15 protein-coding genes are annotated in these 13,970 nt (G+C 69.6%); all 15 read left to right on the top strand.

The features are described 5' to 3' along the window. The first annotated feature begins 20 nt into the window (after positions 1-20). From ACO6VK_RS14360 to ACO6VK_RS14290, 15 genes are read left to right on the top strand one after another with little or no spacing between them, the layout of a single operon-like run. Entirely contained in the window at positions 21-758 is a 738-nt protein-coding gene (locus tag ACO6VK_RS14360; RefSeq protein WP_422508235.1) for a beta-ketoacyl synthase chain length factor, read from the top strand. After that, positions 751-1,554, top strand: a complete 804-nt coding sequence (locus ACO6VK_RS14355) for a lysophospholipid acyltransferase family protein (RefSeq protein ID WP_422508233.1) — start codon at positions 751-753, stop codon at positions 1,552-1,554. The genes ACO6VK_RS14360 and ACO6VK_RS14355 overlap by 8 nt, the downstream gene beginning before the upstream one ends. Then, positions 1,541-1,801: a phosphopantetheine-binding protein gene (locus ACO6VK_RS14350; RefSeq protein WP_411852586.1), complete on the top strand. Its 261-nt coding sequence runs from the start codon at positions 1,541-1,543 to the stop codon at positions 1,799-1,801. The genes ACO6VK_RS14355 and ACO6VK_RS14350 overlap by 14 nt, the downstream gene beginning before the upstream one ends. A gap of 18 nt (positions 1,802-1,819) precedes the next feature. Beyond that, entirely contained in the window at positions 1,820-2,077 is a 258-nt protein-coding gene (locus ACO6VK_RS14345; RefSeq protein ID WP_422508231.1) for an acyl carrier protein, read from the top strand. A gap of 21 nt (positions 2,078-2,098) precedes the next feature. Then, positions 2,099-2,650, top strand: coding sequence for a hypothetical protein (locus ACO6VK_RS14340; protein ID WP_422508229.1), 552 nt, complete (start codon positions 2,099-2,101; stop codon positions 2,648-2,650). Beyond that, positions 2,643-4,328: an AMP-binding protein gene (locus tag ACO6VK_RS14335; protein ID WP_422508227.1), complete on the top strand. Its 1,686-nt coding sequence runs from the start codon at positions 2,643-2,645 to the stop codon at positions 4,326-4,328. Before ACO6VK_RS14340 ends, ACO6VK_RS14335 begins: the two co-directional genes overlap by 8 nt. After that, positions 4,321-5,103: a glycosyltransferase family 2 protein gene (locus tag ACO6VK_RS14330; protein ID WP_422508225.1), complete on the top strand. Its 783-nt coding sequence runs from the start codon at positions 4,321-4,323 to the stop codon at positions 5,101-5,103. The genes ACO6VK_RS14335 and ACO6VK_RS14330 overlap by 8 nt, the downstream gene beginning before the upstream one ends. Then, entirely contained in the window at positions 5,100-6,041 is a 942-nt protein-coding gene (locus ACO6VK_RS14325; RefSeq protein ID WP_422508223.1) for an acyltransferase, read from the top strand. Before ACO6VK_RS14330 ends, ACO6VK_RS14325 begins: the two co-directional genes overlap by 4 nt. Beyond that, positions 6,031-7,593: an HAL/PAL/TAL family ammonia-lyase gene (locus ACO6VK_RS14320; protein ID WP_422508221.1), complete on the top strand. Its 1,563-nt coding sequence runs from the start codon at positions 6,031-6,033 to the stop codon at positions 7,591-7,593. The genes ACO6VK_RS14325 and ACO6VK_RS14320 overlap by 11 nt, the downstream gene beginning before the upstream one ends. Continuing rightward, positions 7,580-8,002, top strand: a complete 423-nt coding sequence (locus tag ACO6VK_RS14315; protein ID WP_422508219.1) for an acyl-CoA thioesterase — start codon at positions 7,580-7,582, stop codon at positions 8,000-8,002. Before ACO6VK_RS14320 ends, ACO6VK_RS14315 begins: the two co-directional genes overlap by 14 nt. Next, positions 7,999-8,625, top strand: coding sequence for a LolA family protein (locus tag ACO6VK_RS14310; protein ID WP_422508217.1), 627 nt, complete (start codon positions 7,999-8,001; stop codon positions 8,623-8,625). The genes ACO6VK_RS14315 and ACO6VK_RS14310 overlap by 4 nt, the downstream gene beginning before the upstream one ends. Next, the gene (locus tag ACO6VK_RS14305; protein WP_422508215.1) at positions 8,618-10,963 is read left to right on the top strand and encodes an MMPL family transporter; all 2,346 of its coding nucleotides are present in this window, start codon (positions 8,618-8,620) and stop codon (positions 10,961-10,963) included. The genes ACO6VK_RS14310 and ACO6VK_RS14305 overlap by 8 nt, the downstream gene beginning before the upstream one ends. Before the next feature lie 42 nt (positions 10,964-11,005). Next, the gene (locus tag ACO6VK_RS14300; RefSeq protein ID WP_422508213.1) at positions 11,006-12,247 is read left to right on the top strand and encodes an NAD(P)/FAD-dependent oxidoreductase; all 1,242 of its coding nucleotides are present in this window, start codon (positions 11,006-11,008) and stop codon (positions 12,245-12,247) included. Further along, positions 12,235-12,786 (top strand): DUF3261 domain-containing protein, encoded by a 552-nt coding sequence (locus tag ACO6VK_RS14295; protein WP_422508211.1) that lies wholly within the window; start codon positions 12,235-12,237, stop codon positions 12,784-12,786. The genes ACO6VK_RS14300 and ACO6VK_RS14295 overlap by 13 nt, the downstream gene beginning before the upstream one ends. Continuing rightward, complete coding sequence (locus tag ACO6VK_RS14290; RefSeq protein WP_422508209.1) at positions 12,783-13,970, top strand: beta-ketoacyl-ACP synthase; 1,188 nt, start codon at positions 12,783-12,785, stop codon at positions 13,968-13,970. Before ACO6VK_RS14295 ends, ACO6VK_RS14290 begins: the two co-directional genes overlap by 4 nt.

Below are 13,970 nucleotides of genomic sequence, written 5' to 3'. Positions count from 1 at the left end.
CCCATCGACAGTTGGCGGGAATGATTGAGTTTTCAGTAGTGGATTGGTCGGCCTGGGCCCCGGGTCTGACCGCGAAGGCGGATTGGCAGGCATGGGCGCAGGCGCCAACGCTGCCGGTGGGCGATGACACGCCGGCGCTGGCCGAAGTGCCGGCCATGCAGCGCCGGCGCATCGAGCGTCTGGGGCGCATGGCGATCCAGGCCGCCTGCTGGTGCGAACAGCCCGAGGACGCCGGCCAGGTGCCGCTGGTGTTCGCCTCGCGCCACGGCGATGTCGCCCGCTCGATGGAACTGCTCGATACCCTGACCGCCGACGCCGGCCTGTCGCCGACCGCGTTCGGTCTGTCGGTGCACAACGCGATCGCTGCGCTGTATTCGATTGCCCGCGGCCATCGCGGCAACTACCTGGCCCTGGCGGCCGGGCGGGCCACGGTGGAAGCCGCCTGCCTGGAAGCCTTCGGGTTGCTGGCCGATGGCGCGCCGGAGGTGCGGGTGATCGTGTACGAATCCCCGTTGCCCCCCATCTACGCCGACTTCCGCGACGAACCGGACCCGTACTTCGCCTGGTGCTGGCGGCTGCAGGCCGCCGATCGCCCGGGCACGCGGGTGTCGCTGGACTGGGCTGGCGCGACGGGCGACGACGCGCCGGCCGGTGGCCTGCCGCACAGCCTGGAGGCGTTGCGGTTCCTGCTCTCCGGCCAGCCGACCCTGGGCCTGCAGGTCGACGGGCAGGCCTGGCAGTGGCGGCGCCGTGACTGAGGCCCGGGGCAGCCGGCTCGACCATGCCTGGCGGGTGCTGGGTACGGGGCTGAGCTTTGCGGTGTTTGGCATCGGCGGGCTGGTGCTCGGCGGGGTGCTGTTCCCGCTGCTGTTCCTGGTCCGCGACCCGGTCCGGCGGCGGACCCTGGCCCGGCGGCTGGTGCAGCTGAGCTTTGCCAGCCACGTCGGCCTGATGCACCGGCTGGGGGTGATGACCTATGAGATCCAGGGCGGCGAGCGCCTGCAGCGCAACGGGCTGCTGATCCTGGCCAACCACCCGACCCTGATCGACGTGGTGCTGCTGATCGCCCAGCTGCCCAACGCGGACTGCGTGGTCAAGCAGGCGGTGGCCCGCAACCCGTTCATGCGTGGCCCGGTGCGCGCGGCCGGCTATGTGTCCAATGACGACGGCGCCGGCCTGATCGACGACTGCATCGCTGCGGTGCAGGCCGGCGGCAACCTGGTGATCTTCCCGGAAGGCACGCGCAGCGTGCCGGGGCAGCCGCCGCGGCTGCAGCGCGGGGCGGCCAATATCGCGGTCCGGGGCGGGCTGGACATCACCCCGGTCCGGATCACCTGTACCCCGCCTACCCTGACCAAGGGTCAGAAATGGTATCGTGTACCGTCACGGCGCTTTCACGTTCAGCTGGAAGTCGGGGAGGATCTCCCGATCGCGCCCTTTCTGACGGGTACCGGCGACACGCCCAGGGGGGATGCCCTGGCGGCCAGGCGCGTGACCGACCACCTTGCCCACTACTTCGACTTCGCTGGAGACAAGACCCGTGCAGGCACTTGAGCACGAGATCAAGGAATTGATCATTTCATCGCTTTCATTGGAAGACATCGCTCCCGAAGATATCGACCCGGTCGCCCCCCTGTTCGTCGAGGGATTGGGCCTGGATTCGATCGACGCGCTTGAACTTGGATTGGCCCTGCAGAAAAAGTACGGTGTCAGCCTGTCGGCCGATTCGGAAGAGACCCGTCGCCATTTCTCCAGTGTGCGTGCGCTGAGCGAGTTCGTCGCCGCACGCCAGTCGCTGTAACGGCGCCAGGATTTACCCATGACCAAGAACGAACTTTTCGATCGCATCGTCAAGATCCTCAAGGACAGCTTTGAGATCGAGCCGGCGCGCATCACGCCCGAGGCGCGTCTGTACGACGACCTGGACATCGACAGCATCGACGCCGTGGACCTGATCGTGCAGCTCAAGCCGCTGCTCGGCCGCAACCTGCAGCCGGAGGCATTCAAGTCGGTGCGTACGGTGCAGGACATCGTGGATGTGGTTCACGGGCTGCTGCCCGGGCAAGCGGCCGCCTGACGGCGGCGGCAGACGGCAGACATGGTCCGGGTGCGCGTTGCGGCGTTTGCGTTGCTGTCGCTGGCGTACCCGCTGGTGGTCTACCTGTCGCTGGGGCATTTCGAGCCACGCTGGTTGTCGCTGCTGCTGTTCGCGCTCGCGGCCCTGCGCGCCCTGACCACCCGGCAGCCGGTGTGGTGGGTGGCGGCGCTGGGCACCGGCGTGCTGGCCCTGGTGGCCACGGCCTTCAACCAGTCGCTGCCGCTGAAGCTCTACCCGGCGCTGGTGAACGCGGTGATGCTGGTTATCTTCGCCACCAGCCTGCGCTTCCCGCCGAGTGCGGTGGAGCGGCTGGCGCGGCTGAGCGAGCCGGAACTGCCACCGTTCGCAGTGGTCTATACCCGCCACGTCACCCAGGTCTGGTGTGGCTTTTTCATTCTCAACGGGGGCCTTGCCCTGGTGACGGCGCTGTGGGCGTCCGACCAGGTCTGGGCGTTGTACAACGGATTGTTGGCGTACGTGATGATGGGTGTCCTGTTTGCCGGGGAATGGCTGGTGCGTCGGCGGGTGAAGGCGGCGCACGGTCATGGCTGAGTGGATCGCACTGGATCGGCTGGCGGTGGCGCCACAGCCGGGCCGCGCCGTGGGCGTGGTAGACGCCGGCGTGCTCGACCACCCCACCTTCGTGGGCCAGGTACAGCGCTGGCAGCAGGCGTTCGCTCAGGCGCCGGGCCGCGACTGGGCGCTGTACTTCGATGACACGCTGGCCTTCGCTGCGGCCCTGTTCGGTGCCTGGCATGCCGGCAAGCGGGTGTTCCTGGGCGGCGACAACCTGCCCGCCACGCTGGACGGGCTGAGCCCGCGCGTGGCCGGGTTCGCCGGCGACGTGCCGGACCGATACGCCCCGCTGCACCCGGCCGATGTCAGCCTGTCCCCGACGCCGTTGGCGCCGCTGGACGAGGACGCGCTGGAGCTGGTGGTGTTCACCTCCGGCAGCACCGGCGCGCCCACGGCCATTGCCAAGCGCATGCGCCAGCTCACCCGTGAGGTCGATGCGCTGCAGGCCGCGTTCGGGCAACAGCTCGATGGCGCGCAGATCCACGGCACCGTGTCGCACCAGCACATCTACGGTCTGCTGTTCCGCGTGCTGTGGCCGTTGGCGGCCGGCCGTGTGATCCAGCCGCGCCGGTTCTTCCATGAAGACCTGGTCAGTGCGCTGGCCGCGCAGGATTCGGTGCTGGTGGCCACCCCGGCGCACCTCAAGCGCCTGCCGGAGCAACTGGACTGGTCCTCGCTGAACGGACGGCTGCGGGCGGTGTTCTCGTCCGGCGGGCCGCTGCCCGCCGAGGCCGCCTTGCAGGTGCGCGCGCTGCTCAGCGTGGCGCCTACGGAGGTGTTCGGCAGCAGCGAGACCGGCGGCATTGCCTGGCGCCGCTGGAGCGCTGAGCAGCCGCAATGGCACCCCCTGCCGGGCGTGGCCTGGCGGATCCAGGATGGCTGTCTGGCGGTGTCCTCGCCGCACCTGGACGCCGCCGGCTGGTGGCAGACCCAGGACCGTGTCGCGGCCGATGAAGGGGACAGCTTCCGCCTGCTTGGCCGTGCCGACCGCATCGTCAAGATCGAGGAACGCCGGGTCTCGCTGGACGCCCTGGAGCAGGCGCTGCGCGACCACCCGATGGTGCAGGACGTGCGCGTGCTGGTGCTGCCAGGTGCGCGCGACCAGCTCGCCGCCGTGGTGGTGCCGCGGCAGACCGGCGCCGGGCAATGGTCCGATGGGGAGCGCCGCCGCCTGGCGCAGCAGCTCGGCACGGCGCTGGCCGGCAGCCACGACGCGGTCACGCGGCCACGTCGCTGGCGCTTCGTCGAGGAACTGCCGTTCAACGCGCAGGGCAAGGTCACGGCGGCCGCGCTGGCGGCGTTGTTCCGGCCGCTGATGCCGGCCGCGGAGTGGCTGCAGCGGGATGCCGATGCGGCCATGCTGCGCCTGCCGCTGGAGCCGGACCTGGTCGCCTTCGACGGCCACTTCCCGCAGGCGAAGATCCTGCCGGGCGTGATCCAGCTCGACTGGGCGATCCATTACGGGCGCGCGGCCTTCACGATGCCGCCGCGCTTCCTGCGCATGGATGCGCTCAAATTCCAGCACGTGGCGAGGCCGGGCGACTGCCTGCAGCTCGCACTGGCCTGGGATGCCGCCAAGGCGACGCTGGGCTTCCGCTACACCTCCGACCACGGCGTGCACGCCAGCGGCAGGGTGGTCTTCGGCGATGCATGACCCTGCCGGCAGCACCGCTGCGGCGGCCTTCGTGCCGCTGGTGGTGATCCCCGTCTACGACCATGCCGGCGCGATCGGCGCGGTGGTGCAGGGCGTGCTCGCCAGTGGCGCGCCGTGCCTGCTGGTGGACGATGGCTCGCATGCACCGTGTGCGCAGGTGCTCGATGCGCTGGTGCAGGCGCATGCGCCGGCGGTGACGCTGCTGCGCCTGGCAGAGAACCAGGGCAAGGGTGGGGCGATGCTGGCCGGCTTCGCCGAGGCGGCGCGGCAGGGGTACACCCACGTGCTGCAGATCGATGCCGATGGCCAGCACGACACCGTCGACATCCCCCGCTTCCTGGCGTTGTCGCAGCAGCACCCGCAGACGGTGATCTGCGGCACGCCGGCCTACGATGCCAGCGTGCCCAAGGCCCGCCTGTACGGCCGCTACGCCACCCACATCTGGGTGTGGATCAATACCCTGTCGCTGCATCTGCGCGATTCGATGTGTGGCTTCCGCGTGTACCCGCTGCCGCCGGTGACCCGGCTGGCCGCCGAGGAAACCATCGGCCGCCGCATGGATTTCGACAGCGAGATCCTGGTGCGGCTGTTCTGGCGCGGGGTGGCGGTGATCAACCTGCCCACGCGGGTCACCTACCCCAGCGACGGGGTCTCGCATTTCGACGTCTGGCGCGACAACGTGCGCATCAGCTGCATGCATACCCGGTTGTTCTTCGGCATGCTGCGCCGCGCGCCGCGCCTGCTGTGGCGCCGCGCCTCCGGCCCGCGCGCATGACCGCACCGACCGCCACGCCGCACTGGGCCGATCTCGGCGAGAGCACCTCCGCAGCCGGGGTGCTGTTCCTGTGCTGGGTGCACCGCTGGTTAGGGCGCTGGCCGTTCCGCCTGTGCGTGTATCCGGTGGTGCTGTGCCACTGGCTGACCAACGGCGTGGCACGGCGTGCGTCGCTGCAGTACCTGCAGCGCCTGCAGGCCCATACCGGCGTGTTCGGGCGCAGGCCAGGGGCGTGGCAGAGCCTGAAGCACTTCGCGCTGTTTGCCGACACGCTGCTGGACAAGCTGCTCGGGCTTGGCGGGCGCTATCCGCCCGACCGCATCCACCTGCAGCGCGACCTGATGCTGGAGAAGATCGCGCGCCGCGAGGGAGGGGTGATCCTCACCGCGCACATCGGCTGCCTGGAGTTGTGCCAGGTGCTGGCCGAACAGGTCCCCGGTTTCCGCATCACCGTGCTGGTGCACACCGCGCACGCGCAGCGTTTCAATCGCCTGATGCAGCGGCTGGATCCGCTGGCGTCGGTGGAGCTGATGCAGGTCACCGACATGGGTCCGGCCACGGCCGTGGAGCTGCAGCGCCGCGTGGAAGACGGCGGTTTTGTCGCGATCGTCGGCGATCGTGTGCCGCTGCGCGGCGGTCGTACCGTACCGGCACCCTTCCTGGGCCACATCGCACAGTTCCCGATCGGCGCCTATGTGCTTGCCGCTGCGCTGGCCTGCCCGGTGTACAGCATGGCCTGCCTGCACGAAGGCCGCGGCTACCGCGTGCGCTTTGAACACTTCAGTGATCGCATCGTGCTGCCGCGCGGCTCGCGCGATGCGGCGCTGACCGAACAGGCGCAGCATTTCGCCCGGTGGCTCGAAGTTCAGGTCACCCAGGCACCCTTGGACTGGTTCAATTTCTTCCCCTTCTGGGATCAGGCATCGCATGGCAAGTAAGGCCCACCCCGATCAGGCAACCCCCCTCCGCTTCGGCGATGCGCCGCTGACCATCGAAGACGTGGTCGCGCTGTCGCAGCGCCGGGCCACGGCGGTCGTCTCCGACGACCCGGACTTCACCGCGCGCATCCAGCGCGGTGCCGATTTCCTCGACCGCCTGCTGCGCGAGGACGGCGTCATCTACGGGGTGACCACCGGCTACGGCGATTCGTGCACGGTCAATATTCCGCCGGCGCTGGTGGCCGAGCTGCCGCACCACCTGTTCACCTATCACGGCTGCGGCCTGGGTCGGTTCCTGGACGCGCAGGAGACGCGCGCGGTGATCGCCGCGCGCCTGGCCTCGCTGGTGCGCGGCATGTCCGGGGTCAGCCACCCGCTGCTGCAGGGCCTGGCCACGCTGCTGCGCCACGACGTGCTGCCGTTGATTCCGGCCGAAGGCTCGGTCGGTGCCAGTGGCGACCTGACCCCGCTGTCGTACGTGGCCGCCGTGCTGTGCGGCGAGCGCGAAGTGATGTACCAGGGCACGCGCCGCGCGGCGGCCGAGGTACTGGCCGAGATCGGCATGGCGCCGCTGCGCCTGCGCCCGAAGGAAGGCCTGGCGATCATGAACGGCACTGCGGTGATGACCGCGCTGGCCTGCCTGGCCTTCGATCGCGCCGACTACCTGACCCGGCTGGCCACGCGCCTGACCGCGTTCAACGTGCTGGCCAGCGACGGCAACGCGCATCACTTCGACGAGATGCTGTTTGCCGCCAAGCCGCATCCGGGCCAGATGCAGATCGCCGCGCGCCTGCGCGAGGACCTGCACAGCGACCGCCCGCCGCGCAATGAGCAGCGCCTGCAGGACCGGTACTCGCTGCGCTGCGCGCCGCACGTGATCGGCGTGGTGCAGGACGCGCTGCCGTTCCTGCGCCAGCTGATCGAAACCGAACTCAACAGCGCCAACGACAACCCGCTGATCGATGCCGACGGCGAGCGCATCCTGCATGGCGGCCACTTCTATGGCGGCCATATCGCCTTTGCGATGGATGCGCTGAAGAACACCATTGCCAATCTGGCCGACCTGCTGGACCGGCAGATGGCGCTGGTGGTGGACGCGCGTTTCAACCACGGCCTGCCGGCCAACCTGTCGGCCGCCACCGGCGAACGCGCGGCGATCAACCACGGCTTGAAGGCGCTGCAGATCAGCGTCTCGGCGTGGACCGCCGAAGCGCTGAAGCAGACCATGCCGGCCTCGGTGTTCTCGCGTTCGACCGAATGCCACAACCAGGACAAAGTGAGCATGGGCACCATCGCCGCACGCGACTGCCTGCGCGTGATCGAGCTGACCGAACAGGTCGTGGCCGCGCTGCTGATCACGGCCCGCCAGGGCGTGGCACTGCGCCAGCGGGTGGGCATGAACGCCACGCTGCACGGCGCGCTCGACGCGATGTACCAGGACCTCTGCGCGCGCATCGCGCTGGTGGACGAGGACCGCGCGCTGGACGGTGAACTGCGCGGCCTGCTCGAGGACATCCGCGCACAGCGCTGGGAGCTGTATGGCCAGCAATGACCTGACCTGGGAAGTGACGCTGTCGCCGGCCTTCCACGACTGCGATCCGATGCACGTGGTGTGGCACGGCAACTACTTCAAGTACTTCGAGATCGCGCGCTGCGCGCTGCTGCAGCGCTACGACTACGACTACCCGCAGATGCGCGATTCCGGCTACCTGTGGCCGGTGGTCGACGCGCGCGTGAAGTTCATCCGCCCGCTGCTGTACGGCCAGGCGCTGCGCGTGCGCGCCACCATCACCGAATGGGAGAACCGCTTGAAGATCGCCTACGAGATCCTCGATGCGGACACCGGCACCGTACTGACCCGCGCGCACACCATCCAGGTGGCGGTCGATGCGGCCACCAATGAAATGCTGTACCTGTGCCCGCGCGTGCTGTGGGACCGTCTGGGAGTGGAAGCGCCATGAACCGTCTGCTGCGCACGCTGGTCGTGCTGATGTCGTTGCTCGTGGCGGTACCGGTGCTGGCTGCGCCGCCGGCCGACGTGGACCTGGTCAAACAGCGCGTGGCCAAGGTCGAGGTGCTGCGCGGTGAGTTCACCCAGGAGAAGCAGGTTGCCGGGTTCAAAAACCCGCTGCGCTCGCAGGGCCGGTTCGTGCTGGCGCAGGATCACGGGGTGATCTGGACCACGCTCAAGCCGTTCCCTTCCGAGGTCGTGGTTACCCGTGACCGCATCCTCAGCCGCCAGCATGACGGCAGCAGCCGGGTCGAGCTGGACGGTCGCCAGCAGCCGGCGATGCGGTCGGTGAACGCGATCATGTTCGCCCTGATGAGCGGCGACGCGCAGGCCTTGTCGGCGCAGTTCACGGTCAAGGTGCAGGCGTTGCCGGACAACGGCTGGACCATGCAGCTGAGTCCGCGCTCGGCCATGCTCGGCAAGGTGTTCACCGCACTGAAACTGAGCGGAGACCGCTACGTGCGCGAGGTCGAGATCACCGAGGCCAACCAGGACGTCACCCGGATCCATTTCGCCGGCATGCGCGACACCCCGGCGCAGCTGAGCGCGGACGAGGGTGGCCGGTTTGAATGACGCGTTGAACAGCGGCCGCCTGCAGCGTGTCTGGCGCTGGCTGGCCATCGCCTGGCTGCTGGTGCTGGTCGGGCTGGGTGTGCAGCAGTGGCAGCTGTGGAAGAGCGCGCCGCGGATCGATACCGACATCCTCGCGCTGCTGCCGCAGGACGCGCACGACCGGTTGCTGTCCGATGTCACCCGGCGCATCGCCGATGCCAACGCGCGGCAGATCGTGGTGCTGCTCGGCAGCACCGACGCGACGCGGACCAAGGCGGCCGAAGCGGCCTTCCGCCGTACCCTGGACGACAGCGCGGCGGGCAAGGCCCTGCTGCGCGAGAGCGGGTCGATCGAGGGCTGGTTCGATCAGGCGCGCGCGTTCTACGCTCCCTACCGCGACCGTCTGCTGACGACCGGGCAGCGCGAGCGCCTGCAGTCCGAGCCGGTTGACGGTCTGGCGGCGTCGGCGCTGGCCGCGCTGTACGGTCCGATGGGCGCGCCGCGCCTGACCGAGTGGCGCCAGGACCCGTTGTCGCTGTGGCCGCAGTGGTGGCAGGAGCGCGCGCTGGGCTCCGGGCTGCAGATGGGCGATGACGGCCTGCTCGAGGCCGATGGAAAGCACTGGTCGATCGTGCAGTACGACACGGTGGGGTCGGCGTTCCAGCTCGATGGCGAGCGCCATATCGATGTCCTGCTCGACCAGGCGGCCGAGGCGGCGGGCAAGCAGGCACCGGGCCTGGAGGTGCTGCGCGCCGGCGTACCGCTGCATGCCGAAGCCGCCGCCGTGCAGGCCAACCGCGAGATCAACACGATCGGCTGGGGTTCGCTGGCCGCCGTGCTGCTGCTGGTATGGCTGGCCTTCCGCTCGCTGCGCCCGATCCTGCTGGTGGGTGCGTCGCTGCTGATCGGCTGCGGCGTGGCGCTGGCGGTGACGGTGCTGGTGTTCGGCAAGGTGCACGTGCTCACCCTGGTGTTCGGCGCCTCGCTGGTCGGCGTGGCCGAGGACTACGGCATCCACTGGTTCGCTTCGCGCCAGGCCGAGCCGGCCGATCGCCGCTGGCGCCTGTTGCGGCACCTGCTGCCGGGCCTGTGGCTGGCCCTGCTGACCAGCGCGCTGGCCTATCTGGCGCTGGGTCTGGCCCCGTTCCCCGGCCTGCGCCAGATGGCGCTGTTCTCGGTGGTGGGCCTGGCGGCGGCGTTCCTGACCGTGATTTTCTGGTTCCCGTGGCTGGATGGCGGCGAGATCCGCCCCACCGGTTTCTCGCGGTGGCTGGGCAACACGCTCGACCGCTGGCCCCGCCTGCACGGGCGGCGGCCGGTGACCCTGTTCCTCGGCGCGGCGGCGCTGCTGTCGGCAATCGGCATCGCCCGGCTGGACAGCAATGACGACCTGCGCAGCCTGCAGTCTTCCCCCCCGGACCTGATCGCCCAGCAGATCCGCATCAGCCAGATGCTGGGCATGCCCAGCCCGGCGCAGTTCTTCCTGGTGCAGGGCGACAGCGCCGAGCAGGTTCTGCAGCGCGAGGAAGCGCTGGTGGATCGCCTGCGCGGCCTGGCGGCCGACCGGCAGATCGGCGGCTACCGCGCGATCAGCGACTGGTTGCCGTCGGTGCAGCGGCAGCACGCCGATGCCGCGCTGACCGCCACGGTTGAACCGCAGGTGCTGGCGCAGGTGGGCGAGGCGGTGGGCGAGCCGCTGGCACGGCCGGGCTATGCCAGTGCCGACCTCGACGCGGCGGCGTTCCTGGCCTCGCCGGCGGCGATGCCGTTCCGCCATTTGTGGCTGGGCAAGGTCGGTGGCGGACTGGCCTCGGTGGTGATGGTCGACGACCTGTCGCGTGCCGATGCGTTGACCCTGCTCGAAGCGCAGGCCAAGGGCATCGACGGCGTGCGCTGGGTCGATCGCACCGCCGATTTCTCCACGCTGCTCAAGCACTACCGCAAGCTGATGAGCGGACTGCTGCTGGTCGGCATCGTGCTGGTGTTTGCCGTGCTGTACTGGCGTTACCGCGCGCAGGCCTGGCGCGTGTTCGCGCCGACGCTGGTGGCCGGTGCGCTGACGCTCGGCCTGCTCGGCCTGTTCGGTCAGCCGTTGCAGCTGTTCAACGTGCTCGCGCTGATGCTGCTGCTGGGCATGGGCATCGACTACGGCATCTTCCTGATCGAACACCGCGGCGATGCCAGTGCATGGCTGGCCGTGTGCGTGGGCGCGGCCAGCACCTGGCTGTCGTTCGGCCTGCTCGGCCTGTCGGCGACCCCGGCGCTGCGCGCGTTCGGTCTTACCCTCCTGTTCGGCATCGGTCTGGTCTGGATGATTTCCCCGCTGTTCCGGCCGCCTCCGCACGACGCACCGCACTGAGCACCTGCGCCGTTCCCCCTATTCGTGATCAAGGATGTATCGATGAACCCGCAACTCGAAACCACCGACGTACTGGTGATCGGCGCCGGCCCGGCCGGCTCTGTTGCTGCCGCCATGCTGCGCAAGCAGGGCCGCCAGGTGCTGATGCTGGAGCGCCAGCAGTTCCCGCGCTTCTCCATCGGCGAAAGCCTGCTGCCGCAGAGCATGGAGTACATCGAGGCGGCGGGACTGCTGCAGGACGTGGTCCAGGCCGGCTTCCAGTACAAGAACGGCGCCGCCTTCGTGCGCGGCGAGGCCACCACCGAGTTCGACTTCCGCGACAAGTTCTCGCCGGGTTGGGGCACCACCTACCAGGTGCAGCGCGCCGATTTCGATGACGTGCTGGCGCGCGGTGCCGAGCGCATGGGCGCCACGCTGCGTTTCGGCGATGAAGTGCTGGCGGTGGAACCGGGCCGGCCGGCACGCGTGCAGGTGCGCCGACCGGACGGCAGCGAGTACACCATCGAGGCCGGCTTCATCCTCGACGCGAGCGGCTTCGCGCGGCTGCTGCCACGCCTGCTGAAGCTGGAGTCGCCGTCCAACTTCCCGGTCCGCGGCGCGATCTTCTGCCACGTGCGCGACCATATTCCGGCCGACGCCGGCTTCGACCGCAACAAGATCCTGATCACCACCCATCCCGAGCATGTGGACGTGTGGTACTGGACGATTCCGTTCTCCAACGGCTGCTGCTCGCTGGGCGTGGTGGCCGAGCCGAGCTTCTTCGAGCGCTATTCCGGCAGCGATCTCGACAAGCTGCAGGCCATTGTCGGCGAAGACCCCAATCTGACCCGACTGCTGAAGAACGCCGAGTGGGCGGTGCTGCCGGTGCGCACCATCACCGGCTACTCGGCCAACGTCTCTTCGCTGTGGGGCGAGGGCTATGCGCTGCTCGGCAACGCCGGCGAGTTCCTCGACCCGGTGTTCTCCTCGGGTGTGACCATCGCCTTCAAGTCGGCGCAGCTGGCCAGCGATTGCCTGGCACGCGAGCATGCCGGCGAGACCGTGGACTGGGAACAGGAGTTCGCCATTCCGCTGCGCGCCGGTGTGAAGACCTTCCGACGCTTCGTCGAGGCCTGGTATGCCGGTGGCTTCCAGAAAATCATCTACCATCCGACGCAGCAGCCCGCCGTGCGCCGCATGATCTCCTCGATCCTGGCCGGCTATGCGTGGGACACCAACAACCCGTACGTGGCCGATGCTACCGGCCGCCGCCTGCGGGTGCTGGAGGAACTGTGCAGCGCCTGATCGTCGCCCTGCTGCTGTGCGTGCTGCTGGCCGCGTGCGCCAGCACGCGCATGCCCGCGCCGCTGGCGCAGTTGCCGGTGCTGCAGTTGGCGCCGTCGGCGCTGCCGCAGCCGCTGCAGCTGCAGCAGCGCCTGCAGTTCCGCTTCGGCAGCCATGAGCGCGATCTGGACGCGCTGCTGGAAGCGGATGGTGAGCAGGTGCGGTTGGCGGTACAGGCGATGGGCCAGACCGGGGTGCGCATGGTGTGGGATGGCAACACGCTGACGCAGACGCGGGCCCCGTGGCTGCCGGCGCAGGTGCGCGGCGAACGCGTGCTGGACGACCTGCAGTTCGCGCTGTGGCCGGCCGGCGCGATCCGCGCCGCCCTGCCGCCCGGCTGGACGCTGATCGAGTCCGACGGCAGCCGCCGCCTGGAGCAGGACGGCCATGCCTGGCTGGTGCTGGAGCCGCTGGGGCCGGGCCGGCAGCGCCTGCGCAACCTGGCCGAAGGCTACGAACTGGTGATCGAATCGTTGGACATGGAACAGACACAGCCGTGAGCAGCCCTGCCATCTATCTGAACGAACTGGGCGTGGTCTGCGCGTTGGGCGCCGACCGCGCGCAGGTGCGCGACGGCCTGTTCGCCGACCAGCCCGGCGGCCTGCGCGATACCGATGCGGTGATCGCCGGGCGCACGCTGGCGCTCGGCGAAGTGGCCACGCCGCTGCCGGATCTGTCGGCCCTGCCGGTGGCGCTGCGTGGGCGCAACAACGCCCTGCTGGAAGCGGCCCTGCAGCAGATCCGCGGCGGCGTCGACGCCGCGATCGCGCGGTACGGCGCGGCGCGCGTGGCGGTGATTGTCGGCACCAGCACCTCGGGTATCGGCGAGTCGGAGAACGCGTTGCGCACGCAGCGCGACCACGGCCACTGGCCGGACGACTTCCATTACGCGCAGCAGGAAATGGGCACCGCCGCGCGCTATGTGCGGACGCGCATCGGCAGCGAGGGCCCGGCCTGGACGATCTCCACCGCGTGCTCGTCCAGTGCCAAGGCGTTGATGTCGGCCGCGCGGCTGCTGCGCGCCGGCGTGGTCGACGCCGTGGTCGCCGGTGGCGCCGACTCGATGTGCCGCTTCACCGTGGCCGGTTTCAGCGCGCTGGAATCGGTCTCGGCCACGCGCTGCAACCCGTTCTCGGCCAACCGCAACGGCATCAACATCGGCGAAGGCGCGGCGTTGTTCCTGATGACCCGCGAGACCGGTCCGGTGGAGCTGTCCGGCTGGGGCGAGTCCTCCGATGCGCACCACATGTCGGCACCGGACCCGCAGGCGCGCGGCGCGATCGACGCCATGCAGCAGGCGCTGGCGCGGGCCGGGCTCGCCGCCGCGCAGATCGACTACGTGAACCTGCATGGCACCGCCACCGGTCACAACGATGCGATGGAAAGCCAGGCGGTGGCCGCCGTACTGGGCACGCACGTACCGGCCAGTTCCACCAAGCCGCTGACCGGGCACACCCTGGGGGCGTCCGGCGCGATCGAGGCGGCACTGTGCTGGATGGTGCTGGCCGACAACCCGCAGCAGCAGTTGCCCACCCACTGGTGGGACGGGCAGGCCGATGCCGCGCTGCCGGCATTGGCGCTGGTGGCGCCTGGCACCCGCGCGGCGTTGCCGCCGCAGCATGTGCTCAGCCATTCGTTCGCCTTCGGCGGCAGCAATGCCGTGCTGGCCCTGGCGCGGAGGTGA

Source organism: Stenotrophomonas sp. GZD-301, from assembly GCF_049310345.1.
Lineage (GTDB): Bacteria > Pseudomonadota > Gammaproteobacteria > Xanthomonadales > Xanthomonadaceae > Stenotrophomonas.
This window is presented reverse-complemented; position numbering and strand designations above follow the sequence as displayed.

Coding starts and splice junctions, on each gene's coding strand:
- ACO6VK_RS14340 (WP_422508229.1), top strand. CDS start 2,099: ATGGTCCGGGTGCGCGTTGCGGCGTTTGCGTTGCTGTCGCTGGCGTAC.
- ACO6VK_RS14325 (WP_422508223.1), top strand. CDS start 5,100: ATGACCGCACCGACCGCCACGCCGCACTGGGCCGATCTCGGCGAGAGC.
- ACO6VK_RS14330 (WP_422508225.1), top strand. CDS start 4,321: ATGCATGACCCTGCCGGCAGCACCGCTGCGGCGGCCTTCGTGCCGCTG.
- ACO6VK_RS14335 (WP_422508227.1), top strand. CDS start 2,643: ATGGCTGAGTGGATCGCACTGGATCGGCTGGCGGTGGCGCCACAGCCG.
- ACO6VK_RS14300 (WP_422508213.1), top strand. CDS start 11,006: ATGAACCCGCAACTCGAAACCACCGACGTACTGGTGATCGGCGCCGGC.
- ACO6VK_RS14310 (WP_422508217.1), top strand. CDS start 7,999: ATGAACCGTCTGCTGCGCACGCTGGTCGTGCTGATGTCGTTGCTCGTG.
- ACO6VK_RS14360 (WP_422508235.1), top strand. CDS start 21: ATGATTGAGTTTTCAGTAGTGGATTGGTCGGCCTGGGCCCCGGGTCTG.
- ACO6VK_RS14345 (WP_422508231.1), top strand. CDS start 1,820: ATGACCAAGAACGAACTTTTCGATCGCATCGTCAAGATCCTCAAGGAC.
- ACO6VK_RS14320 (WP_422508221.1), top strand. CDS start 6,031: ATGGCAAGTAAGGCCCACCCCGATCAGGCAACCCCCCTCCGCTTCGGC.
- ACO6VK_RS14315 (WP_422508219.1), top strand. CDS start 7,580: ATGGCCAGCAATGACCTGACCTGGGAAGTGACGCTGTCGCCGGCCTTC.